At 44.9% G+C, this 21,124-nt stretch carries 28 protein-coding genes; 24 read left to right on the top strand and 4 right to left on the bottom strand.

Annotated elements, in window-relative coordinates; all coding sequences use genetic code 11:
• Nucleotides 1-32: 32 nt before the first annotated feature.
• Entirely contained in the window at nucleotides 33-992 is a 960-nt protein-coding gene (locus tag ACQVGS_RS02335; protein ID WP_024123182.1) for an AEC family transporter, read from the top strand.
• 35 nt (nucleotides 993-1,027) lie between these two features.
• Here ACQVGS_RS02335 and racA read toward each other — a convergent pair whose 3' ends face one another.
• Both racA and gloA2 read right to left on the bottom strand, forming a co-directional pair.
• Complete coding sequence (gene racA / locus ACQVGS_RS02340) at nucleotides 1,028-1,582, bottom strand: chromosome-anchoring protein RacA (protein ID WP_095712809.1); 555 nt, start codon at nucleotides 1,580-1,582, stop codon at nucleotides 1,028-1,030.
• A gap of 121 nt (nucleotides 1,583-1,703) precedes the next feature.
• Nucleotides 1,704-2,093 carry an SMU1112c/YaeR family gloxylase I-like metalloprotein gene (gene gloA2, locus ACQVGS_RS02345; protein ID WP_174754450.1) on the bottom strand — a complete coding sequence of 130 codons (390 nt, stop codon included), beginning with the start codon at nucleotides 2,091-2,093 and terminating at the stop codon, nucleotides 1,704-1,706.
• Between the two features lie 121 nt (nucleotides 2,094-2,214).
• Here gloA2 and prfA point away from each other — a divergent pair, with 121 nt between their 5' ends.
• From prfA to ACQVGS_RS02360, 3 genes are all read left to right on the top strand, one after another.
• A complete protein-coding gene (prfA, locus tag ACQVGS_RS02350) occupies nucleotides 2,215-3,285 on the top strand; it encodes a peptide chain release factor 1 (RefSeq protein WP_024123179.1) in 1,071 nt (356 codons plus the stop codon).
• 1 nt (nucleotide 3,286) lies between these two features.
• Nucleotides 3,287-4,153, top strand: coding sequence for a peptide chain release factor N(5)-glutamine methyltransferase (prmC, locus tag ACQVGS_RS02355; RefSeq protein ID WP_127696389.1), 867 nt, complete (start codon nucleotides 3,287-3,289; stop codon nucleotides 4,151-4,153).
• 73 nt (nucleotides 4,154-4,226) lie between these two features.
• Nucleotides 4,227-4,514 (top strand): DUF5316 family protein, encoded by a 288-nt coding sequence (locus ACQVGS_RS02360; protein ID WP_024123177.1) that lies wholly within the window; start codon nucleotides 4,227-4,229, stop codon nucleotides 4,512-4,514.
• A gap of 15 nt (nucleotides 4,515-4,529) precedes the next feature.
• Here ACQVGS_RS02360 and ACQVGS_RS02365 read toward each other — a convergent pair whose 3' ends face one another.
• Nucleotides 4,530-4,895 (bottom strand): UPF0715 family protein, encoded by a 366-nt coding sequence (locus ACQVGS_RS02365; protein WP_044159746.1) that lies wholly within the window; start codon nucleotides 4,893-4,895, stop codon nucleotides 4,530-4,532.
• A 140-nt stretch (nucleotides 4,896-5,035) separates the two neighbouring features.
• On the opposite strand from ACQVGS_RS02365, the gene spoIIR reads away from it, so the two are divergent.
• The 18 genes from spoIIR (at nucleotide 5,036) to ACQVGS_RS02455 (ending at nucleotide 19,313) form a co-directional block, all read left to right on the top strand.
• A complete protein-coding gene (gene spoIIR / locus ACQVGS_RS02370; RefSeq protein ID WP_024123175.1) occupies nucleotides 5,036-5,710 on the top strand; it encodes a stage II sporulation protein R in 675 nt (224 codons plus the stop codon).
• Nucleotides 5,711-5,777: 67 nt separating this feature from the next.
• A complete protein-coding gene (locus tag ACQVGS_RS02375; protein ID WP_024123174.1) occupies nucleotides 5,778-6,221 on the top strand; it encodes a GNAT family N-acetyltransferase in 444 nt (147 codons plus the stop codon).
• 156 nt (nucleotides 6,222-6,377) lie between these two features.
• Nucleotides 6,378-7,418: an L-threonylcarbamoyladenylate synthase gene (locus tag ACQVGS_RS02380; protein ID WP_127696390.1), complete on the top strand. Its 1,041-nt coding sequence runs from the start codon at nucleotides 6,378-6,380 to the stop codon at nucleotides 7,416-7,418.
• A gap of 77 nt (nucleotides 7,419-7,495) precedes the next feature.
• Entirely contained in the window at nucleotides 7,496-8,053 is a 558-nt protein-coding gene (locus ACQVGS_RS02385) for a manganese efflux pump MntP (protein ID WP_188323825.1), read from the top strand.
• A gap of 74 nt (nucleotides 8,054-8,127) precedes the next feature.
• On the top strand, nucleotides 8,128-8,580 hold the full coding sequence (locus ACQVGS_RS02390) for a low molecular weight protein arginine phosphatase (RefSeq protein WP_024123170.1): 453 nt from the start codon (nucleotides 8,128-8,130) through the stop codon (nucleotides 8,578-8,580).
• A gap of 157 nt (nucleotides 8,581-8,737) precedes the next feature.
• Nucleotides 8,738-9,187, top strand: coding sequence for a ribose 5-phosphate isomerase B (gene rpiB, locus ACQVGS_RS02395; RefSeq protein ID WP_024123169.1), 450 nt, complete (start codon nucleotides 8,738-8,740; stop codon nucleotides 9,185-9,187).
• Between the two features lie 12 nt (nucleotides 9,188-9,199).
• Entirely contained in the window at nucleotides 9,200-9,742 is a 543-nt protein-coding gene (locus ACQVGS_RS02400) for a TIGR01440 family protein (RefSeq protein WP_024123168.1), read from the top strand.
• A 208-nt stretch (nucleotides 9,743-9,950) separates the two neighbouring features.
• Nucleotides 9,951-11,198: a serine hydroxymethyltransferase gene (gene glyA, locus ACQVGS_RS02405; RefSeq protein WP_044159736.1), complete on the top strand. Its 1,248-nt coding sequence runs from the start codon at nucleotides 9,951-9,953 to the stop codon at nucleotides 11,196-11,198.
• 134 nt (nucleotides 11,199-11,332) lie between these two features.
• Nucleotides 11,333-11,962 carry a uracil phosphoribosyltransferase gene (gene upp / locus ACQVGS_RS02410; RefSeq protein WP_003235778.1) on the top strand — a complete coding sequence of 210 codons (630 nt, stop codon included), beginning with the start codon at nucleotides 11,333-11,335 and terminating at the stop codon, nucleotides 11,960-11,962.
• Between the two features lie 419 nt (nucleotides 11,963-12,381).
• Nucleotides 12,382-12,765 carry an ATP synthase subunit I gene (gene atpI, locus ACQVGS_RS02415; protein WP_010332235.1) on the top strand — a complete coding sequence of 128 codons (384 nt, stop codon included), beginning with the start codon at nucleotides 12,382-12,384 and terminating at the stop codon, nucleotides 12,763-12,765.
• A gap of 7 nt (nucleotides 12,766-12,772) precedes the next feature.
• Complete coding sequence (atpB, locus tag ACQVGS_RS02420) at nucleotides 12,773-13,507, top strand: F0F1 ATP synthase subunit A (protein ID WP_024123167.1); 735 nt, start codon at nucleotides 12,773-12,775, stop codon at nucleotides 13,505-13,507.
• 45 nt (nucleotides 13,508-13,552) lie between these two features.
• A complete protein-coding gene (gene atpE / locus ACQVGS_RS02425; protein ID WP_044159733.1) occupies nucleotides 13,553-13,765 on the top strand; it encodes a F0F1 ATP synthase subunit C in 213 nt (70 codons plus the stop codon).
• A gap of 162 nt (nucleotides 13,766-13,927) precedes the next feature.
• Nucleotides 13,928-14,440 (top strand): F0F1 ATP synthase subunit B, encoded by a 513-nt coding sequence (gene atpF, locus ACQVGS_RS02430; protein ID WP_024123166.1) that lies wholly within the window; start codon nucleotides 13,928-13,930, stop codon nucleotides 14,438-14,440.
• Nucleotides 14,437-14,982, top strand: a complete 546-nt coding sequence (locus ACQVGS_RS02435) for a F0F1 ATP synthase subunit delta (protein WP_188323344.1) — start codon at nucleotides 14,437-14,439, stop codon at nucleotides 14,980-14,982. The genes atpF and ACQVGS_RS02435 overlap by 4 nt, the downstream gene beginning before the upstream one ends.
• A gap of 16 nt (nucleotides 14,983-14,998) precedes the next feature.
• On the top strand, nucleotides 14,999-16,507 hold the full coding sequence (gene atpA, locus ACQVGS_RS02440) for a F0F1 ATP synthase subunit alpha (protein WP_044159727.1): 1,509 nt from the start codon (nucleotides 14,999-15,001) through the stop codon (nucleotides 16,505-16,507).
• A 76-nt stretch (nucleotides 16,508-16,583) separates the two neighbouring features.
• Entirely contained in the window at nucleotides 16,584-17,444 is an 861-nt protein-coding gene (atpG, locus tag ACQVGS_RS02445) for an ATP synthase F1 subunit gamma (RefSeq protein WP_010332230.1), read from the top strand.
• A 25-nt stretch (nucleotides 17,445-17,469) separates the two neighbouring features.
• Complete coding sequence (gene atpD, locus ACQVGS_RS02450; protein ID WP_024123162.1) at nucleotides 17,470-18,891, top strand: F0F1 ATP synthase subunit beta; 1,422 nt, start codon at nucleotides 17,470-17,472, stop codon at nucleotides 18,889-18,891.
• A 23-nt stretch (nucleotides 18,892-18,914) separates the two neighbouring features.
• Nucleotides 18,915-19,313 carry a F0F1 ATP synthase subunit epsilon gene (locus tag ACQVGS_RS02455; protein WP_010332228.1) on the top strand — a complete coding sequence of 133 codons (399 nt, stop codon included), beginning with the start codon at nucleotides 18,915-18,917 and terminating at the stop codon, nucleotides 19,311-19,313.
• A gap of 33 nt (nucleotides 19,314-19,346) precedes the next feature.
• Here the strand turns inward: ACQVGS_RS02455 and ACQVGS_RS02460 are convergent, their stop codons facing one another.
• Nucleotides 19,347-19,820, bottom strand: coding sequence for a hypothetical protein (locus ACQVGS_RS02460; RefSeq protein ID WP_044159725.1), 474 nt, complete (start codon nucleotides 19,818-19,820; stop codon nucleotides 19,347-19,349).
• 177 nt (nucleotides 19,821-19,997) lie between these two features.
• On the opposite strand from ACQVGS_RS02460, the gene ACQVGS_RS02465 reads away from it, so the two are divergent.
• Nucleotides 19,998-20,228, top strand: coding sequence for a DUF1146 family protein (locus ACQVGS_RS02465; RefSeq protein ID WP_024123158.1), 231 nt, complete (start codon nucleotides 19,998-20,000; stop codon nucleotides 20,226-20,228).
• Nucleotides 20,229-20,370: 142 nt separating this feature from the next.
• Nucleotides 20,371-21,111, top strand: a complete 741-nt coding sequence (locus tag ACQVGS_RS02470; RefSeq protein WP_106019715.1) for a YwmB family TATA-box binding protein — start codon at nucleotides 20,371-20,373, stop codon at nucleotides 21,109-21,111.
• Nucleotides 21,112-21,124: the final 13 nt, after the last annotated feature.

Genomic DNA, 21,124 nt, shown 5'->3' on the forward strand with positions numbered 1-21,124 from the left:
GTATACGGACATAGGATTTGGAGGAGAATATTTTGAGCATCTTAGATATCTTAATCCTCCTGGCACCGATCTTCTTTGTTATCGTGCTGGGTTGGTTTGCAGGACATTTCGGAAGTTATGATGCCAAGTCAGCAAAAGGGGTAAGTACGTTAGTAACGAAATACGCACTTCCAGCTCACTTTATCGCTGGTATTTTGACAACTTCCAGAAGTGAATTTTTATCACAAGTTCCTTTAATGGTTTCTTTACTTATCGGGATTGTTGGTTTCTATATCATCATTCTATTGGTTTGCAGATTTGTCTTTAAGTATGATTTAACGAACTCATCCGTATTTTCTTTGAACTCTGCACAGCCGACATTCGCATTTATGGGTATTCCTGTATTGGGAAGCTTGTTCGGTGCGCAAGAGGTTGCGATTCCGATCGCTGTAACAGGTATCGTTGTTAATGCGATTCTTGATCCGCTTGCGATCATTGTTGCTACAGTGGGTGAGTCTTCTAAGAAAAACGAAGAGAGCGGCGACAGTTTCTGGAAGATGACAGGGAAATCAATCCTGCATGGTCTTTGTGAGCCGCTTGCAGCTGCTCCGTTAATCAGTATGATCTTAGTGCTGGTTTTCAATTTCACTCTTCCTGAGCTGGGTGTTAAAATGCTTGATCAGCTTGGAAGCACAACATCGGGTGTTGCTCTCTTTGCTGTCGGTGTTACCGTTGGTATTCGTAAAATTAAACTCAGTCTGCCGGCTATCGGTATTGCGTTACTAAAAGTTGCAGTTCAGCCTGCGTTAATGTTCCTGATTGCTCTTGCAGTCGGACTTCCAGCTGATCAAACAACAAAAGCGATCCTTCTTGTTGCATTCCCTGGTTCTGCCGTTGCAGCCATGATTGCGACTCGTTTCGAGAAACAAGAGGAAGAAACTGCGACTGCGTTTGTGATCAGTGCGATTCTGTCATTGATTTCACTTCCAATTATTATTGCGCTTACTGCGTAATCAAAAAAGCTCCCTTTAAGGGGAGCTTTTTTACTTTACGTTTGAAATTTAAACAGTGACAGCAGCGGTTTTTTTCTTGTTTTTATTTTTTCGGAAGAAGCAGCAGTCTCAGGGGTCGGCTGAGCGGTGAATTCTTTCATATGTGAGGTCAGTGATTGCAGATCAGCAAGAATGTCATCAATTTCTCTTCTGTGCTGCAGAAGCTGATAGGATACGCCTTCATCGGCTTTTTGTTTAAGCTGGCGTTCCAGTTCCTCAATTCTTGCCAGCAGCCCGTTTTCGTCCTGTTTTTGCTGTAATAAGGTGTCAAGTTTTTGTTCGAGCTGTTCGATTCTTTTCTCTGTGTCACTGTTTGTTTTTTGGACAAGGAAGCCTGTGCGCTTCTTATTGCTTTGCGGCACATTGATATCCTGAAGCGCCGTGCCTTCAGAAATTTGTTTTTGAACAGATTTCAGGACTTGCACATCTTCAGCCGTAAACGAATAGTGTCCGAGCTCGTTACGTTCAGCCGGAAGGTTCAGCTGCTTCACCCACCGCTGCACTGTTTTTGCGGAGACGCCGAGTTCACTTGCTACCATATTTGTATTCATGATCCCATACCTCCTTTTTAGCTAGGTATTCGACCATGGGGAGCGGTTCCCTTCCTATTAGACAAAACAAGAAAAGATTCGGCAAAGAAAGTGGGCATCTCCCTTTTTTCTTCAAAAACCGTTATTGCTCATACAGCTCTAACGGAAGCTGATCGGGATCAAAAAAGAAGGTGAACCGCTTGCCTGTCAGCGGATCTGTCCTGATCGGCTCTGTCTCGATTCCTTTTTCGTAAAGCTCCTGAACAGCCTGTTCTAAGTTGCTGACCGTAAAGGCAATATGACGGAGCCCTGCACCTTCAGGACGGGTTTGACGTGCGGGCGGATCAGGGAACGAAAACAGCTCAATGACGTACGAGCCGTTAAGCGACAAATCCAGCTTGTAGGAGTCGCGCTCTTCTCGGTATGTTTCTTGTATCACCTGAAAACCGAGCTTATGTACGTAGAAAGCTTTCGACTTTTCATAATCTGAGCATATGATTGCAATATGATGTATGGATGTAAGCAATACGATCCCTCCTCTTTTTCAGTATAGCAGAGGAGGCTTTTTTAACTGGGATTGAAATGCTTTTGACTGGCGATAGTCCCTATACTATAATGAGAATGTTACGCACAGGAAAACAGAGGTGAAGACCGTGTTAGACCGTTTAAAGTCAATCGAAGAACGATATGAAAAATTAAATGAGCTTTTAAGCGATCCAGAAGTTGTCAACGATCCGAAAAAGCTTAGAGAATATTCGAAAGAGCAATCTGATATACAAGAAACAGTTGACGTATATAGACAATACAGAGATGCGTCAGAACAGCTGGCTGATGCAAAAGCGATGCTTGAGGATAAGCTTGATGCTGAGATGCGCGACATGGTGAAGGAAGAGATTTCTGAACTCCAGAAGGAAACGGAAACACTGTCAGAACGTCTGAAGGTGCTCCTGATCCCGAAAGATCCTAATGATGATAAAAACGTTATCATGGAGATCCGCGGAGCTGCAGGCGGAGAGGAAGCCGCTTTATTTGCAGGCAACCTGTACAGAATGTATTCCCGCTATGCCGAGCTTCAAGGCTGGAAAACCGAGGTCATGGAAGCAAGTGTAACCGGAACGGGCGGCTACAAAGAGATCATCTTTATGATTACGGGCAGCGGCGCATATTCTAAACTCAAATATGAAAACGGCGCTCACCGTGTTCAGCGTGTTCCGGAAACAGAATCAGGCGGCCGTATCCATACTTCTACTGCAACAGTAGCATGTCTTCCTGAGGCCGAAGAGGTAGAGGTTGACATTCATGAGAAGGATATCCGTGTTGATACGTTTGCTTCAAGCGGACCGGGCGGACAAAGCGTGAACACGACAATGTCTGCCGTTCGTCTGACGCATTTGCCGACAGGCGTTGTCGTATCATGCCAGGATGAAAAATCTCAAATCAAAAACAAAGAAAAAGCAATGAAGGTTCTCCGTGCCAGAATCTATGATAAATTTCAGCAGGAAGCACAGGCTGAATATGATCAAACACGGAAATCGGCTGTCGGATCAGGTGACCGCTCTGAGCGTATCCGCACATACAACTTCCCGCAAAACCGTGTGACGGATCACAGAATCGGCCTGACCATTCAAAAGCTTGATCAGATTCTTGAAGGAAAACTTGACGAAGTGGTTGAAACACTGATTGTAGAAGATCAGGCAAGCAAGCTTCAGCAGGCGGATAGTTAAGATGAAGACGATATTTGAAGCCCTGAAATGGGCTTCTTCTTATTTAACGGAAGCGGGAAGAGAAGAAAATGCAGCTGAGCTGCTTTTGCTTTATGATACCGGAATGGATAGAAGCAAGCTGCTCGCCAGCCTGCAGGAACCGATCGGTGAAGATGAGCTGTATCGCTTTAAACGCCACGTCGATATGCACAAAGAAGGCGTACCGGTTCAGTACATTATCGGAATAGAGTTTTTTTACGGGCGGGAATTTATGGTGAATGATGATGTGCTGATCCCGCGTCCGGAAACGGAAGAGGTTGTCTGCCATCTTCTTGAGAAATATAGAAGTGTCTTTTCTGAAGGAGAACAGCTCGAAGTGGTAGATGTCGGCACCGGCAGCGGCGCAATAGCCGTCACGCTTGCACTGGAAAACAAAAACTTTTCTGTTTCAGCGATTGATATCTCCAAAGAGGCGCTGGACGTTGCTTCAGCCAACGCGGAAAAGCTCGGAGCGGAGGTGCATTTTCTTCAAGGCGACCTGCTTGAGCCCTTTATTAAGGCTGGAAAAAAAGCAGATATTATCGTCTCAAACCCTCCTTATATTTCTGAAGAAGAAATGGCCGATTTATCTGAGATTGTCCGTTTCCATGAACCTTTGCATGCCCTCACTGACGGCGGAGACGGGCTGAAATTTTATAAGCGGTTTATGGAAGCCATTCCGCTGGTCATGAAGAATACCGCGCTTGTCGTCTTTGAAATCGGGTGGAAGCAGGGCGCAGCTGTAAAAGAGCTGATTCAGCATGCGTTTAAGGATGCGGAAGTTGAAGTCCTGAAGGATATTAACGGAAAAGACAGAACCATATGCGCGGTAATTCATAAGAATAAATAAGCAGCTTGCTGGTGAGTTGAGATAAGAACGGGACCAGCAAGCTGTTTTAACACCAGCAAAGGGGATGTAAAAGATGAAAAAGGCCCTGACAGCAGGAATTTTACTTATTGCCATTGAAAGTATGGTGGGTTCTATTTTTGCGCAAGCCATTTCTTATGAATTCATTTTCGGCATTGCGTCTCTTGTTTTGATCGGGCTTGCCATTGTGACATCGGGTTTAGCTGTAAGCGGAAGCGACCAGCGGGCGAATTACCATTCAGAAACCAAAGAAGGCCGGACAGCCCGGTTGAAAATATCAGCTGCTTTCTTTGTTGCTGCCATACCTTCTATTCTATGTTATCTATTGACCGTTTTGATCTAATGAAAAAGGAAGCCCTTAGGAGGCTTCCTTTTTTTGCAGCAAAACAGAATCCCATATCCAGTAGACAACAGCTGTTAATACAGCGAAGATGTAAAAAGCTGTATTTTGAAGCAGGGATTGCCCGGAAGGCTGCAGCACGCCAAAGATGATCGCGTTGGCGATAAACGCCGCGGCAAGATAATACAGCAAGTACAAAGGGCTGAACCGTTTCGGCTTTTTATTCATCATGATCTGAAGCGGCAGCGCGAATAGTAAATAAGGAAATAAGAAATAAAAGGCCATCGTTACGAGAGCAGCTATAATAAAGGAATGAATGTAAATAATCGAATAAAGAACTGACATCGTGAACGCTGACAGCAGCACTGTGTAATTATATTTCATTTTAAACCTCCTAAAACACTATCGTACCATAAATTAGATTAAAAGCTTGCTAGATTTTTTTGCCGCTGCAGGTTTACTCCATACGTTCCTTGTCCATAATAGGGCTAGATACAAAGCACGGAGAGGAACGGTGGGGACCGATGAAAAAAACAGTTATCATTTGTATATATATGTTTCTTTTATTATCTGGGGCACTCGTAGGATTGGCGAAAGAAGAGACGGCACAGCAATCTGAAAATGAGCCGGTTGTCATTCCGGACGAGGCGATTCGCCTGAGAATATTGGCAAACAGCGATCGTGACGAGGACCAAGCATTAAAGCGTCATATCAGAGACGCCGTCAATAAAGAAATCACAACATGGGTCAAGGATATTACTTCTATTGAAGAAGCGCGGCGTTTGATCCGCTCAAAGCTGCCTGAGATCAAGGAAATTGCAAAAGAAACCATGGAAAAAGAAGGTGCCAGTCAATCAATATCTGTTGATTTTGACAAAATCTCATTTCCGACAAAACTTTATGGCAGCATGGTATATCCTGCTGGAGAATACGAAGCCATTCTGATTACGCTTGGGAACGGTGAAGGCGCCAATTGGTGGTGCGTGTTATTCCCGCCGCTCTGCTTTCTTGATTTTTCGAATGGGGAAGCCGTAAAAGAACAAGAAGATCAAGAAGCATCAAAAAAACAAACGGAAAAAGCGCTTGAGGACTTAACAGCCAAAGCGGAAAAAGCTGAAAAAGAAGATGAGAAAGAGAAAGAAGACAATACAGAAGTAAAATTCTTCGTCGTAGAATGGTTTTCCGATCTTTTTTCTTAATCGCCAGGTCTAAAAATAGATTTGCCTCATAGATTGGAAGAAAGAACGCTGTAAATGGGGTGAACGAATGTTTTATCAACTGCGGGTGGCGAGGGAAAAGGACGGAGACATACTTGAGGAATTTTTAAAACAGGCCAAAACGAATCATGAGGGCGTAAAGGAAGGGTTCACCCAGTTTCTGATGCTGGAGGACAGCGAGAAAAACATAGCCGGCTGTCTGGGGATCGAAAAAATCAGCTGCGATCAAGCCCTGCTTCGCTCACTTGTGATATCGGACAAGCTTCACCAAGGTCATATTGTATCGCTCTTTCAAAGCATGGAGGTGCTTTGTGAAAAGCATGAGATTAAAACGGTATACTTGGTAGCCAATCAGCATTCTTCGGCTGATTTCCTGGGGGCCATGGGCTTTGAACGGGCAGAGAGTGTGCCGGAAGAGCTGTTTGCCTCGGATCACTTCTGTGAATCGAGGCAAGCGGAAGGGGCCGTCTTAATGAAAAAAGCATCCGGATAAGTGAGATTTATACACAAACTTATCCACTTCTTTATATGCGTTGTCCACAATTTGTGGATAACGCTTGTTTTATTACAGGACATCTTTTATACTTTCAAAAGGATTACACGCGTAAAACGATCGTTTTATTGTTGTGAATAAGGAGTTTGGTCAGAAATGAAAACGAAAAGATGGTTTGTGGATGTAATGGACGAGTTATCCACAAATGATCCACAAATTGCACAAGCAGCCGCTTTGCTCCGGGAAAATGAGGTTGTGGCGTTTCCGACAGAAACGGTATATGGTCTCGGCGCAAATGCGAAAAGCACAGATGCTGTCAAAAAAATATATGAGGCGAAAGGGCGGCCGAGTGATAATCCACTGATTGTCCACATTGCGGATATCAGCCAGCTTGACGGTTTAACAGGCCCGGCGCCAGACAAGGCGAAAATATTAATGAAGCGCTTTTGGCCAGGGGCGCTTACACTGATTTTACCTTGTAAACCTGGTGCGCTGTCACCCCGTGTAACGGCTGGGCTGGATACAGTGGCCATCAGAATGCCTGATCATCCGCTGGCTCTGGCACTCATCCGTGCCGCGGGTCTCCCGATTGCAGCGCCGAGTGCTAATTTATCGGGCAAACCAAGTCCGACAAAGGCTGAACACGTGGCTCACGACTTGGATGGCCGCATAGCTGGAATGATGGATGGGGGATCTACGGGGATCGGTGTCGAATCAACCGTACTTTCATGTGCAGGAGAAATCCCTGTGCTCCTTCGTCCGGGCGGCATTACAAAAGAACAAATAGAAGCCGAAATCGGCCCGATTCTTGTGGATAAAGGGCTTGCTGATCCAAAAGAGAAGCCGATTTCTCCGGGAATGAAATATACACATTACGCGCCGTCAGCGCCGCTTGTTATTTCTGAAGGAAGCCCTGAGCGCATTCAAACGCTTATTCAAGAATATCAGCAGGGCGGAAAACGGGTCGGCGTCCTGACGACAGAAGAAAATGCGGATTTTTATTCGGCTGACTATGTGAAGAGCTGCGGCAGAAGAGATCAGCTTGAAACAGTAGCGGCAGCCCTTTATGATGCATTGCGCAGTTTTGATGAAGAAAAGGTTGATTTTATTATTGCAGAATCGTTTCCTGACACAGGCGTCGGACTTGCTATTATGAACAGGCTGATGAAAGCAGCCGGAGGAAGAATGATCCGCTGACACAGTCAGAAGTTCTAACCCCTTTTGGACACGCATAGGCTAAAAAAGCGGGCGTGTCCAAGGGGGTTATGCATGTGATGTCGGATATGTTTATAGGCGAACTGATTACCTTAAGCATCATGGCGTTTGCTTTAGGTATGGATGCTTTTTCTGTCGGCCTCGGAATGGGCATGGTCAAACTCAGAAAAAAGCAGATAATCTATATTGGATTCATTATCGGTCTCTTTCACGTCATCATGCCTCTCGGAGGGATGGCGGCGGGAAATATGCTGTCAGGGCTCCTCGGCATGGTAGCCGTATATATCGGGGGTTCGCTGCTGTTTGTTCTCGGTGTTCAAATGGTGATCGCATCTTTTAAACAGTCAGAAGAACGTTTGATGTCGCCGGCTGGGCCTGGCTTATTGTTATTTGCAGTCGGCGTCAGCCTCGATAGTTTCTCCGTCGGTCTGAGCCTTGGAATATACGGCTCGCATCCGCTTCTCACCATTACCCTGTTTGGGCTTTTCAGCATGATGTTGACTTGGCTGGGCCTGCTGATCGGAAAGCAAGTGCAGTCCTGGCTCGGCTCATACAGTGAAGCGCTCGGGGGGACCATATTAATCGTATTTGGCCTTAAGCTGCTTTTGCCAATTTAATATACCAAGAAAAGAAACGATGTCGCCGTTTCTTTTTTCTTCATATATAATAGAAAAAATAAGGGGTGACTGACATGAACATCATTTTTGTCTGTACTGGAAATACGTGCCGCAGTCCAATGGCTGAGGCGCTTTTTAAATCAATTGCAGAAGCGGAAGGGCTGGATGTCAGCGTCCGCTCGGCAGGCGTATTTGCCTCACCTAACGGGAAAGCGTCGCCTCACGCGGTTGAAGCGCTTTTTGAAAAGCGCATTGCCCTTAATCATGTTTCTTCGCCATTAACTGAAGCACATATGGAATCGGCAGATTTGGTTCTGGCAATGACCCACCAGCACAAACAGGTTATCGTCAGCCAATTCGAACGTTATCGTGATAAAGTGTTTACGCTAAAAGAATATGTGACAGGCAGCCGGGGCGATATTATAGACCCGTTTGGCGGCTCTATTGAGATCTACAAAAAAACGAGAGATGAGCTTGAAGAGCTTCTTCAGCAGCTGGCAGAACGATTGAAAAATGACGGCAAATAACTTGTCAGAGAATCTGCAGACAGGTCATTTGCAAATCCTGCGTGAAGGAGTAGAATATAGTGAAAAGCACATCGATATGGTGTGAATCAATGAGCGGACAGGCTGCGCGGTCAACAAAGCGGGCGGGCCGCATCACACACGCTGGGAGGATAAGCTGATGAAAGTAGCCATAGCATCGGATCATGGCGGCGTTCACATTCGAAACGAAATCAAAGATCTAATGGACGAATTGCAAATTGAATATGTTGATATGGGCTGTGACTGCGGCAGCGGATCTGTCGATTATCCGGACTATGCTTTTCCGGTGGCCGAGAAAGTAGTAAACGGTGAAGTGGACAGAGGCATTTTAATTTGCGGGACAGGCATTGGCATGAGCATTTCCGCAAATAAAGTCAAAGGCATCCGCTGTGCGCTGGCACATGATACATTTAGTGCAAAGGCGACGAGAGAACATAACGATACTAATATCCTCGCGATGGGCGAGCGGGTGATTGGACCCGGTTTGGCACGTGAAATTGCGAAAATCTGGCTGACCACTGAATTTACTGGCGGAAGACATCAAACCCGCATCGGAAAAATCTCGGACTATGAAGAGAAAAACCTGTAGGGGTGCTGCTCAATGAGTGAAATCACACAAACGTGGAAGACGATGCTGTCAGAGTTTCAGGACAAAGCGGGATTGAAAGAAAATCAGCTCTTTGTCCTTGGTTGCAGCACAAGCGAAGTGGCTGGCAGCCATATCGGCACATCGGGCAGTACAGACATCGCGGAAAGCATCTACAGCGGACTTGCAGAGCTGAAGGAAAAAACGGGAATCCATCTGGCGTTTCAATGCTGCGAGCATCTAAACAGAGCGCTTGTAGTGGAGGAAGAAACGGCCGAGCTGTTTAGGCTTCCGGCCGTTTCCGCTGTACCTGTTCCAAAAGCGGGCGGGGCGATGGCTTCTTATGCGTTTAAGCAAATGAAGTCTCCTGTTCTGGTAGAAACCATTCAGGCAGATGCCGGAATAGATATAGGCGATACGTTTATCGGCATGCACTTAAAGCCGGTTGCTGTTCCTGTACGCATTTCTCAGAACAGTCTCGGTGCTGCCCATGTGACATTGGCGCGCACACGGCCAAAGCTGATCGGCGGAATGCGGGCAGTTTATGAGTGTGAATGAGAAAGGACTGCATGGGCCAGTCTTTTCTTTAATTTTCGCTGCTGAAATAAATTCCGAACTTTAAATTAAATTTAAGTTATAAATATTCGTTTTTGCCAATAAAATTTTCGTTTTTTTGAAAATAATCTTTTACATCGGCCTAAAAAACCATGTACAATAGTGGTGGTAAAAACAAAGAACAGGATACGGATAGGAGAGGATCTCGCTGATGAAACATTTACCTGCGCAAGACGAACAGGTGTTTAACGCCATTAAAAATGAGCGTGAACGCCAACAGACTAAGATCGAATTGATTGCTTCTGAAAACTTTGTAAGTGAAGCGGTTATGGAAGCACAAGGTTCTGTTTTAACAAACAAATACGCTGAAGGATATCCTGGCAAACGCTATTATGGCGGATGTGAGCACGTCGATGTCGTTGAAGATATCGCTCGTGACCGCGCGAAGGAAATCTTTGGAGCGGAGCATGTAAACGTTCAGCCTCATTCAGGCGCACAAGCAAACATGGCTGTCTATTTCACGATTTTGGAACAAGGCGATACTGTACTTGGGATGAACCTCTCCCACGGCGGTCATTTAACACACGGAAGTCCAGTTAACTTCAGCGGTGTTCAATATAACTTTGTTGAGTACGGCGTAGATAAAGAAACTCAACATATTGATTACGATGACGTGCGTGAAAAAGCCCTCGCTCACAAGCCTAAGCTAATCGTGGCAGGAGCAAGTGCGTATCCTCGTACAATCGACTTTAAGAAATTCCGTGAAATTGCTGATGAAGTCGGCGCTTACTTTATGGTGGATATGGCGCATATCGCAGGACTTGTTGCGGCAGGCCTTCATCCAAACCCGGTTCCTTACGCTGATTTCGTTACAACAACGACACATAAAACACTTCGCGGACCTCGCGGCGGTATGATCCTTTGCCGTGAAGAGTTCGGCAAGAAAATTGATAAGTCCATCTTCCCTGGCATTCAAGGCGGACCGCTGATGCACGTAATTGCCGCAAAAGCTGTTTCATTCGGCGAAGTATTGCGCGATGATTTCAAAACATACGCACAAAACGTGATTTCAAACGCGAAGCGTCTTGCAGAATCATTAACAAAAGAGGGCATTCAGCTCGTTTCCGGCGGAACTGACAACCACCTCATCCTGGTTGATCTTCGTTCTCTCGGACTGACAGGTAAGGTTGCAGAGCATGTGCTTGATGAAATCGGGATTACATCAAACAAAAACGCGATTCCATACGATCCTGAAAAACCGTTCGTAACAAGCGGTATCCGTCTCGGAACAGCTGCTGTGACAAGCCGCGGTTTTGACGGAGAGGCATTGGATGAAGTCGGTGCCATCATTGCGCTTGCATTGAAAAATCACGAAGATGAAGGAAAACTTGAAGAAGCAAGACAGCGCGTAGCTGCTCTGACTGGCAAGTTCCCTCTATATAAAGAATTAGATTACTAAGTTTGAAAAACCCGCTCGGGCTTATGCCCGGCGGGTTTTTTGACGATGTCCTTGAAACTCAATGTCTTTTTTTGTAGAATCAATAGAAGTGTGAAATTGTCGATGGGACAATAAAAAAGGAGCTGAAACACAGTATGGGAAAGGTTTATGTATTTGATCATCCTTTAATTCAGCACAAGCTGACATATATTCGGAATGTAGAGACAGGCACGAAGGATTTTAGAGAGCTTGTAGACGAAGTAGCCACGCTTATGGCGTTTGAAATTACCCGTGATCTCCCTCTAGAGGAAGTGGATATCAACACACCGGTTCAGACTGCGAAATCGAAAGTCATCTCAGGGAAAAAACTCGGGGTTGTTCCTATTCTCAGAGCAGGTTTAGGAATGGTTGAAGGCATCTTGAAACTGATCCCTGCGGCAAAAGTGGGACATGTCGGTCTGTACCGTGATCCTGAAACCTTAAAACCCGTGGAATACTATGTGAAGCTTCCTTCTGATGTGGAAGAGCGTGAATTCATCGTGGTTGACCCGATGCTGGCCACAGGCGGTTCCGCGGTTGAAGCGATTAACAGCCTGAAAAAACGCGGTGCGAAAAACATCCGTTTCATGTGTCTCGTAGCTGCGCCTGAAGGTGTGGAAGAATTGCAGAAGCATCATTCTGACGTGGATATTTACATAGCGGCACTTGATGAAAAATTAAATGAAAAAGGTTATATCGTTCCGGGTCTTGGAGACGCAGGAGACCGGATGTTCGGAACAAAATAAAAAAGAAAACCCGCCAACGGGTTTTCTTTTTTATTATCCAGTTATTTGCTATTCGGTGAATCTCTATACAATTATAGGTGAAAATGTGAACATTCTGTGGAGGCTTACAGTATAAAAAGTTTTTTAACTTTAAACAGATTGACACATGTTAGGGGCTATTGTATGCTAAACGAGGGTATTATGAGAAGGTTTTCATAGCTTTCATTATAGTCCTCATCCCCAATGTAAATCCTCCCAGAAAACCCGTTTTATGAGGATTTATTCAAGCGAATGAAACAGCATCCCTGCAAGGCTTGCGGATGAATGATTTTTTCGAACAGGCCCGTTTTGCCGGACAAAAAAGGTCTTCTACTAGGGTTAACCGCTGATTTTGCCGTATCCAAGAAATATATTATTTTTCATCAGGAGACAGATAGTTGATGGACGATCCCAAGCTACAATTTAGCAGACAACGAAAATATCTATTGTTCATTTTGGCAGCGTATGTACTGGGTTATGGTTTAACAGCGTATAAAACCGTTTTTTTAGGCCTTATTCTGGGAACTGTTTTCAGTTTGTTTAATTTTTTACTGCTCGTCAGAAGAATGAATGCTTTTGACAGGGCCGTTGCGAAAGGCAAGTCCATACGATCCCTTGGGAGCGCAGCGCGGTGGTGCAATGCGATTCTTGCTGCGGCTGTCGCCTATAAATATCCCGAGCATTTTCATATGGCAAGTACAGTTATTGGATTAATGACAATTTATCCTGTCATTATGATAGATTCCTTTATCCAGCTTAAACGTTCATCAATGGAAGAGAGGTGAAAACCCTTTGAATCATGAATACAGAACTATTGAATTTCTAGGACTTACTTTTAATCTGACAAACATTCTGATGATTACTGTGGCGAGTGTGATCGTGTTATTGATTGCCATCCTTACCACAAGAACGCTTTCGATCCGTCCCGGAAAAGCCCAGAACTTTATGGAATGGATTGTTGATTTTGTCCGCAATATTATCGGCAGTACAATGGATTTGAAAACAGGGGCTAACTTCTTGGCACTTGGTGTCACATTGCTGATGTACATATTTGTGTCGAATATGCTGGGGCTGCCGTTCTCTGTCACAATCGGACATGAGCTCTGGTGGAAATCTCCGACAGCCGACCCTGCCATTACATTAACGCTTGCCGTAATGGTCGTCGCTTTAACCCATTATTATGGTGTAAAGATGAAAGGGCTCAAGGAATATTCCAAGGAGTATTTAAGACCTGTTCCGTTCATGCTCCCGATGAAAATCATAGAAGAGTTTGCGAATACGCTGACTCTCGGTTTGCGGCTTTACGGTAACATCTTCGCCGGTGAGATTCTTCTCGGCCTGCTTGCGGGATTAGCGACAAGCTTCTATTCGCAAAGCGTGGTTCTCGGACTTGTCGGTACAATCGGTGCCATTCTGCCGATGCTGGCATGGCAGGCATTCAGTTTATTTATAGGTGCCATCCAGGCGTTTATCTTTACGATGCTGACGATGGTGTACATGTCTCATAAAATCAGTAATGATCATTAAAACATTATATCCAAACGGATAACATTTTAAAGGAGGAACTTTTTCATGAATTTAATAGCAGCTGCGATTGCAATTGGTTTAGGCGCACTTGGTGCAGGTATTGGTAACGGTTTGATTGTTTCACGTACGGTAGAGGGGATCGCCCGTCAGCCGGAGGCAGGTAAAGAACTTAGAACGCTTATGTTCATGGGTATCGCATTAGTTGAGGCCCTTCCTATTATCGCTGTCGTTATCGCATTCTTAGCGTTCTTTAGATAAGCATAAAAGCCTTATATGAACTAAAAATGGCGAAGATCATTCCAAGAGAACCTTCGCCATTGCTTTATGTCTGATAAGCATCCCGCCTTGCCGGCTGAAAAGAGACAAGTGCGGCTGCTGGATCAGCAAAGAAAAACCTGCAGAAGGGAGTTGCCGTAGTAGATGTCTCAATTACCACTTGAACTAGGACTGTCGTTTAACGGCGGAGATATCCTGTTCCAACTGTTAGCTATGTTAATTTTATTAGCGCTTCTGAAGAAATACGCTTTAGGGCCGCTATTAAACATAATGAAACAGCGTGAAGATCATATCGCTGGAGAAATTACGTCTGCTGAAGAAAAAAATAAAGAAGCGCAGCAGCTTATTGATGAGCAGCGCGCTATGTTAAAAGAAGCAAGACAGGAATCCCAAACGCTTATCGAAAACGCGAAGAAACTGGGAGAGAACCAAAAAGAAGAGATTATTCAGGCTGCGCGTGCAGAATCTGAACGTCTGAAAGAAGCAGCCAGAACTGAAATCGTGAAGGAAAAAGAACAGGCGGTTTCTGCTCTCCGTGAGCAAGTAGCGTCTCTTTCTGTCATGATTGCGTCGAAAGTGATCGAAAAAGAACTGGATGAACAGGCTCAAGAGAAATTGATCCAGGACTATCTTAAAGAGGTAGGAGAAAGCCGATGAGTGGATCAGCTGTCTCTAAACGATATGCATCAGCTCTTTTCGATATTGCCAATGAGTCCTCTCAGCTCAATCAGGTGGAAGAAGAGCTAAAAGTTGTAAAAGAAGTATTTCAAAATGAAAAAGCGCTAAATGATGTGTTAAACCATCCGAAGGTGCCGGGCGCAAAGAAAAAAGAACTCATCCAAAACGCTTTTGTGTCTTTATCACAGTCCGTGCTCCATACGATTTTTCTTTTGATTGACCGTCATCGGGCATCAATTGTGCCTGATCTCACAGATGAGTTTGTGAAACTCGCAAACGAGGCCCGTCAAACAGAAGACGCGATTGTATATTCAGTTAAACCGCTGACGGATGCGGAAATTTCATCATTATCACAAGTGTTTGCAAAAAAAGCCGGAGTCGCTTCACTGAGAATCAGAAATGAAGTGCAGACGGATTTAATAGGCGGCATTAAAGTCCGCATTGGAAACCGGATTTTTGACGGCAGCGTAAGCGGAAAGCTTCAGCGCATTGAACGTCAACTTGCCGGGGAAAATCGATAGAAGGGGTGAAACCTAAGTGAGCATCAAAGCTGAAGAGATTAGCACGCTGATAAAACAGCAAATACAAAATTATCAATCTGAAATTGAAGTTCATGACGTAGGTACAGTCATCCAAGTCGGTGACGGTATCGCTCGTGTACACGGTCTTGACAACTGTATGGCCGGTGAACTTGTTGAATTTTCAAACGGCGTTTTGGGTATGGCTCAAAACCTTGAAGAATCAAACGTAGGTATCGTTATCTTAGGACCTTACACAGAGATCCGTGAAGGGGACGAAGTAAAAAGAACAGGCCGCATCATGGAGGTTCCTGTCGGTGAAGAATTAATCGGCCGTATTGTGAACCCGTTAGGTCAGCCGGTAGACGGTCTTGGCCCGATCCTCACAAGCAAAACACGTCCGATCGAAAGCCAGGCACCAGGTGTTATGGACCGTAAATCCGTTCATGAACCGCTTCAAACTGGTATAAAAGCAATTGATGCACTGATTCCGATCGGCCGCGGCCAGCGTGAGTTGATCATCGGTGACCGTCAAACAGGTAAAACATCTGTTGCGATCGATTCGATCTTAAACCAAAAAGACCAAGACATGATCTGCGTATATGTAGCGATCGGTCAAAAAGAATCTACAGTCCGCGGCGTAGTAGAAACATTGCGTAAACACGGCGCGCTTGATTATACAATTGTTGTAACGGCGTCTGCGTCACAGCCGGCACCGCTTCTGTACCTTGCTCCGTATGCAGGGGTTACAATGGCAGAAGAATTTATGTACAATGGCAAGCACGTTCTTGTTGTATACGATGATCTTTCTAAACAAGCGGCTGCTTACCGTGAGCTGTCCTTGCTTCTTCGCCGTCCGCCAGGCCGTGAAGCGTTCCCGGGGGATGTATTCTATCTTCACTCCCGTCTGCTTGAGCGTGCAGCAAAGCTTAGCGACGCGAAAGGCGCAGGATCAATTACAGCTCTGCCGTTCGTAGAAACTCAAGCCGGAGATATCTCAGCGTATATCCCGACAAACGTTATTTCCATCACCGACGGACAGATCTTCCTGCAATCTGATTTGTTCTTCTCAGGCGTACGCCCGGCGATCAACGCCGGATTGTCTGTATCACGTGTCGGCGGTTCCGCGCAAATCAAAGCGATGAAAAAAGTATCAGGAACATTGCGTCTTGATCTTGCATCATACCGTGAGCTGGAAGCATTCGCTCAATTCGGATCTGACCTCGACCAAGCGACTCAGGCGAAACTGAACCGCGGTGCGCGCACAGTTGAAGTGCTGAAGCAGGATCTGAACAAGCCGCTTCCGGTTGAAAAACAGGTAGCCATTCTTTATGCGCTGACAAAAGGATATCTTGATGATATTCCTGTAGCGGACATCAGACGTTTTGAAGAAGAGTACTACATGTACCTTGACCAAAACCATAAAGAGCTGCTTGACGGAATTGCGAAAACAGGGAACCTTCCTGCTGATGAAGACTTCGCAGCTGCAATCGAAGGCTTCAAACGCACATTTGCACCAAGCAACTAACTCGAATGCTGATGAGAGAAAAAGGTTCTCTTTTTCTCTCTTTTTACGCAAATGAAGAGAAAAGGTGGTGAAATCTTTGGCCTCATTACGCGATATTAAGTCAAGGATCACGTCAACGAAAAAAACGAGCCAGATTACAAAAGCCATGCAGATGGTATCTGCAGCTAAGCTGAATCGTGCTGAAAACAATGCAAAATCATTTGTGCCATATATGGATAAGATCCAAGAGGTTGTATCAAATGTCGGAAAAGTATCCGGCAGCGCGAAACATCCGATGCTTCTCAGCAGAGAAGTGAAAAAGACGGCATACCTCGTCATTACATCTGACCGCGGTCTTGCTGGCGCTTTTAACAGTTCGGTTTTACGAAGTGCTTATCAGGCCATTCAAGAACGTCATCAGTCTAAGGATGAGTATGCAGTGATCGTTATCGGACGAGTGGGCCGTGATTTCTTTAAAAAACGCGACATTCCGATCATTTCTGAGTTAACAGGACTTGGAGACGAAGTGTCGTTTTCAGAAATTAAGGACCTTGCCCGTCAAACGATTCAAATGTTTATAGACGGTGCATTTGATGAATTGCACCTTGTATATAACCATTATGTCAGCGCCATTTCTCAAGAAGTGACGGAGAAAAAACTTCTGCCGCTATCTGATTTGGGCGGCGGCGGAAAAAGAACGGCGTCTTATGAATTTGAACCGTCTGAAGAGGAGGTTCTGGAGGTTTTGCTTCCTCAATACGCAGAAAGCTTAATCTTCGGAGCGCTTCTTGACAGTAAAGCAAGTGAACATGCTGCAAGAATGACGGCGATGAAAAACGCGACAGACAATGCGAAGGATCTTATCGATTCACTTTCGCTTTCTTACAACCGCGCTCGCCAAGCAGCGATCACACAAGAAATTACGGAAATTGTCGGCGGAGCAGCCGCTTTAGAATAGAAAGATTTTGTCAGGAGGGATAGCGATGAAGAAAGGACGCGTTAGCCAGGTATTAGGACCAGTTGTCGACGTACGTTTTGAAGACGGTCACTTACCTGAAATATATAATGCGATTAAAATTTCACAGCCGGCTGGAAGTGAAAACGAAGTAGGTATTGATTTGACGCTTGAGGTCGCTCTTCATTTAGGCGATGACACAGTCCGTACAATCGCAATGGCATCTACGGATGGCGTTCAGCGCGGAATGGAAGCTGTCGATATGGGAGCGCCGATTTCAGTTCCGGTTGGTAATGTGACACTCGGCCGTGTATTTAACGTACTCGGAGAAAATATTGATTTAAATGAGCCGGTTCCTGCGGATGCGAAGAAAGACCCGATTCACAGACAGGCTCCTTCATTTGATCAGCTTTCAACAGAAGTTGAAATCCTTGAAACAGGAATTAAAGTTGTTGACTTGCTTGCTCCATACATCAAGGGCGGTAAGATTGGATTGTTCGGCGGTGCCGGTGTAGGTAAAACCGTATTAATCCAGGAATTGATCAACAACATCGCGCAAGAGCACGGCGGTATCTCTGTATTCGCCGGCGTAGGAGAGCGTACTCGTGAAGGGAACGACCTTTTCTACGAGATGAGCGACTCTGGCGTAATCAACAAAACAGCCATGGTATTCGGACAAATGAACGAGCCGCCGGGCGCACGTATGCGTGTTGCACTGACAGGTCTTACAATGGCTGAGCATTTCCGTGATGAGCAAGGACAGGACGTCCTGTTCTTCATCGATAACATCTTCCGTTTCACACAAGCGGGTTCAGAGGTTTCTGCCCTTCTCGGCCGTATGCCTTCTGCGGTTGGTTATCAGCCGACGCTTGCAACTGAAATGGGTCAGCTTCAAGAGCGTATCACGTCTACAAACGTTGGATCCGTTACATCTATCCAGGCGATCTACGTGCCTGCCGATGACTACACTGACCCGGCGCCGGCAACGACGTTCGCTCACTTGGATGCGACAACAAACCTTGAGCGTAAGTTAACTGAGATGGGTATCTACCCTGCGGTTGATCCGTTGGCTTCTACATCACGCGCCCTTGCTCCAGAAATCGTTGGAGAAGAGCATTATGCGGTAGCCCGTGAAGTTCAATCAACGCTTCAGCGATACAAAGAGCTTCAAGATATCATTGCGATTCTCGGTATGGATGAATTGAGTGACGAAGATAAACTTGTCGTTCAACGCGCACGCCGCATTCAGTTCTTCCTTTCTCAAAACTTCCACGTGGCTGAACAGTTCACTGGACAAAAAGGTTCTTACGTGCCTGTAAAAGAAACGGTTCAAGGTTTCAAAGAAATCTTAGCCGGCAAATACGACCATCTTCCTGAAGATGCGTTCCGTCTTGTAGGCCGTATCGAAGAAGTTATTGAGAAAGCAAAAGAAATGGGTGTAGAAGTTTAAACTGGTCCTAGGAGGGTAAAAGCATGAAGACCGTTCAAGTCAATATCGTTACTCCCGACGGCCCAGTATACGATGCGAATATCGAAATGGTGAGTGTGAGAGCCGAAAGCGGCGATCTCGGTATTTTGCCAGGTCATATTCCAACCGTGGCTCCTCTTAAAATCGGCGCTGTTCGTCTGAAAAAAGACGGACAGACTGAATTGGTTGCCGTCAGCGGCGGATTTATAGAAGTTCGTCCTGATCAGGTGACCATCCTTGCCCAAACTGCTGAGACAGCGGAAGGCATCGATAAAGAGCGCGCAGAAGCTGCACGTCAGCGGGCGCAGGAGCGTTTGAATTCTCAATCAGATGATACTGACATTCGTCGGGCTGAGCTTGCATTACAGCGGGCTTTGAACAGATTGGATGTAGCAGGGAAATAATAAAAAATCCTTCTCTTCATGAGAAGGATTTTTTTATGACTGCACAAGAGAATCAAACAGTGACAGCAGCGGCTGACTCTCTTTTTGACGCAAGTATAAACGATCACAGCAATTCACGGTATGCCATGATTTACGGTGTCTTCTAAAGCCCATTGTATAAGCCCCGTCTGTATACGGATAAGGCTTTACGATCCATTCGGCATCTTCGTGATGGGCAATCACACAATCTATAAGATAAACACTGATCATCTTCTCAAATTCTTCAATAGGAAGATTCCAATCAGCAAGCAAAAGCTCTTGTATGCTTTGAAAATAAAGATGTTCAAGCTCTTCGAGGCTTTCTCTCGTTTGGGTGAGAGAAATGTTATAAAACTGACACAATTCATTCAGTTCTTCAATCTGTGACTGTCTATAATCATAATAGAATGCAATTGCTTCCCATTCCTGCTCAAATACAGGCAAGTCCTCACCATATTGCTTTTCAGGCTGAAAAAATGAATGATTCATAATTGCCAGCTCCTTTCCAAAAAAGTATACCATGCAAAAGAGCCGCTGTTTAAGCGGGGATTAGCCCTAGTTTTGGATGAATATTCCGTTCTGTATAAAATGTATCATCTTTATCTCTTCTTCTTATATAATAAGAAAGGGTATAAAGCGGAGAATGGATGAAAGGAGTGCGTATAGATGAGCGTATTGGGACAGCAGGCTGCAATTGGCATTATCGTTCACTTGATTTTTATCGCTGTCACTTGGTGGGCGCTTCAAGCCGTCAATATTGATCCGTTAATCAGAAAAGGCAAAGTCCTGCAGGCAAGACTTCTAATGATTTTGCTGACCATTGCAATCGGAACGACTGTCGGAAACTTCTTTTTGGATTACCTTAATTATTCACAGCAGCTTCCCTATTTATTTTGATAGGTTTTGATTGCCGAAAACATGGGAATGGCTGGGGAAGCGGGTTAAATCGCTTCCTGAAATCACGCGAGTTTTGACGAAGAATTCCACGTATGGCACCCCTTGCCTCCGGTAAAACTGGAGATTAGGGGGAGAGATCATAATGAAGAAAAAACAAGTAAGCTATGCTATTATTGTATCTGTTGTATTAAGTTTCGTCATTGCTGTTTTCCATACGATTCATGCGAGTGAGTTAACGCCATTAGCACAAATTGCAGAGGGAATGGAACGCCAGAATGTGTCAATTGATAAGTGGACTTTGCATGCAAAACAAAATATGTCTCTGACCGAAAAAGAATTTTATCAAAAAGTGCAACGTTTAAAATCAGAGTATCGTCAATATAATTGGGCACTTGCACAGGAAGACCAAATAGTAAAGGCCATTGGCACGTATACTGACAAAAAAAATCATACTTCTTTTAAACTGCAGCTTGTCACAACCCTCAAAAAACACAACCCAACTTCGTATTTATTATATGAGCAAATGAGTCTTGAGACACCGATTAGCTGGAATGATACATATGAACAGTTTGAACGGCAGGCACTCGGGATATTCCAAGAAAAAGTAGTTATTTTTACTTGTCTAAATGGTCATTTAGATGATAATATGAATATTGTTTTGCAAAAAAAAGCAAATCAGTTATTAAATGAATTTCAAGCAAGATCTGTTGAACATGTAGTTGAGCCAAGTTTCGTTTCTATTTCTGCGTATACAGATGAGTGGAAAGAGTCTATCATGACCTCAGAACATAAAATGAATTTGCAAATTGCACTTAGAAGTGCAGGAATGGGCGGAAAACATATCGTTACGGTTGGCACACCAATCGTTACGACTGAATATTAATATAGAGAATTTA

Source organism: Bacillus sp. SD127, assembly GCF_058566445.1.

What these genes read in the sequence shown, in the direction of transcription:
- glyA (WP_044159736.1), top strand. Translation starts at nt 9,951, where the DNA reads ATGAAACATTTACCTGCGCAAGACGAACAGGTGTTTAACGCCATTAAA.
- upp (WP_003235778.1), top strand. Translation starts at nt 11,333, where the DNA reads ATGGGAAAGGTTTATGTATTTGATCATCCTTTAATTCAGCACAAGCTG.
- ACQVGS_RS02375 (WP_024123174.1), top strand. Translation starts at nt 5,778, where the DNA reads ATGTTTTATCAACTGCGGGTGGCGAGGGAAAAGGACGGAGACATACTT.
- racA (WP_095712809.1), bottom strand. Translation starts at nt 1,582, where the DNA reads ATGAATACAAATATGGTAGCAAGTGAACTCGGCGTCTCCGCAAAAACA.
- ACQVGS_RS02380 (WP_127696390.1), top strand. Translation starts at nt 6,378, where the DNA reads ATGAAAACGAAAAGATGGTTTGTGGATGTAATGGACGAGTTATCCACA.
- ACQVGS_RS02460 (WP_044159725.1), bottom strand. Translation starts at nt 19,820, where the DNA reads ATGAATCATTCATTTTTTCAGCCTGAAAAGCAATATGGTGAGGACTTG.
- ACQVGS_RS02435 (WP_188323344.1), top strand. Translation starts at nt 14,437, where the DNA reads ATGAGTGGATCAGCTGTCTCTAAACGATATGCATCAGCTCTTTTCGAT.
- atpF (WP_024123166.1), top strand. Translation starts at nt 13,928, where the DNA reads ATGTCTCAATTACCACTTGAACTAGGACTGTCGTTTAACGGCGGAGAT.
- ACQVGS_RS02365 (WP_044159746.1), bottom strand. Translation starts at nt 4,895, where the DNA reads ATGAAATATAATTACACAGTGCTGCTGTCAGCGTTCACGATGTCAGTT.
- atpI (WP_010332235.1), top strand. Translation starts at nt 12,382, where the DNA reads ATGGACGATCCCAAGCTACAATTTAGCAGACAACGAAAATATCTATTG.
- ACQVGS_RS02400 (WP_024123168.1), top strand. Translation starts at nt 9,200, where the DNA reads ATGAGTGAAATCACACAAACGTGGAAGACGATGCTGTCAGAGTTTCAG.
- ACQVGS_RS02470 (WP_106019715.1), top strand. Translation starts at nt 20,371, where the DNA reads ATGAAGAAAAAACAAGTAAGCTATGCTATTATTGTATCTGTTGTATTA.
- ACQVGS_RS02455 (WP_010332228.1), top strand. Translation starts at nt 18,915, where the DNA reads ATGAAGACCGTTCAAGTCAATATCGTTACTCCCGACGGCCCAGTATAC.
- ACQVGS_RS02390 (WP_024123170.1), top strand. Translation starts at nt 8,128, where the DNA reads ATGAACATCATTTTTGTCTGTACTGGAAATACGTGCCGCAGTCCAATG.
- spoIIR (WP_024123175.1), top strand. Translation starts at nt 5,036, where the DNA reads ATGAAAAAAACAGTTATCATTTGTATATATATGTTTCTTTTATTATCT.
- ACQVGS_RS02385 (WP_188323825.1), top strand. Translation starts at nt 7,496, where the DNA reads ATGTCGGATATGTTTATAGGCGAACTGATTACCTTAAGCATCATGGCG.
- prmC (WP_127696389.1), top strand. Translation starts at nt 3,287, where the DNA reads ATGAAGACGATATTTGAAGCCCTGAAATGGGCTTCTTCTTATTTAACG.
- rpiB (WP_024123169.1), top strand. Translation starts at nt 8,738, where the DNA reads ATGAAAGTAGCCATAGCATCGGATCATGGCGGCGTTCACATTCGAAAC.
- ACQVGS_RS02360 (WP_024123177.1), top strand. Translation starts at nt 4,227, where the DNA reads ATGAAAAAGGCCCTGACAGCAGGAATTTTACTTATTGCCATTGAAAGT.
- atpE (WP_044159733.1), top strand. Translation starts at nt 13,553, where the DNA reads ATGAATTTAATAGCAGCTGCGATTGCAATTGGTTTAGGCGCACTTGGT.
- ACQVGS_RS02465 (WP_024123158.1), top strand. Translation starts at nt 19,998, where the DNA reads ATGAGCGTATTGGGACAGCAGGCTGCAATTGGCATTATCGTTCACTTG.
- atpD (WP_024123162.1), top strand. Translation starts at nt 17,470, where the DNA reads ATGAAGAAAGGACGCGTTAGCCAGGTATTAGGACCAGTTGTCGACGTA.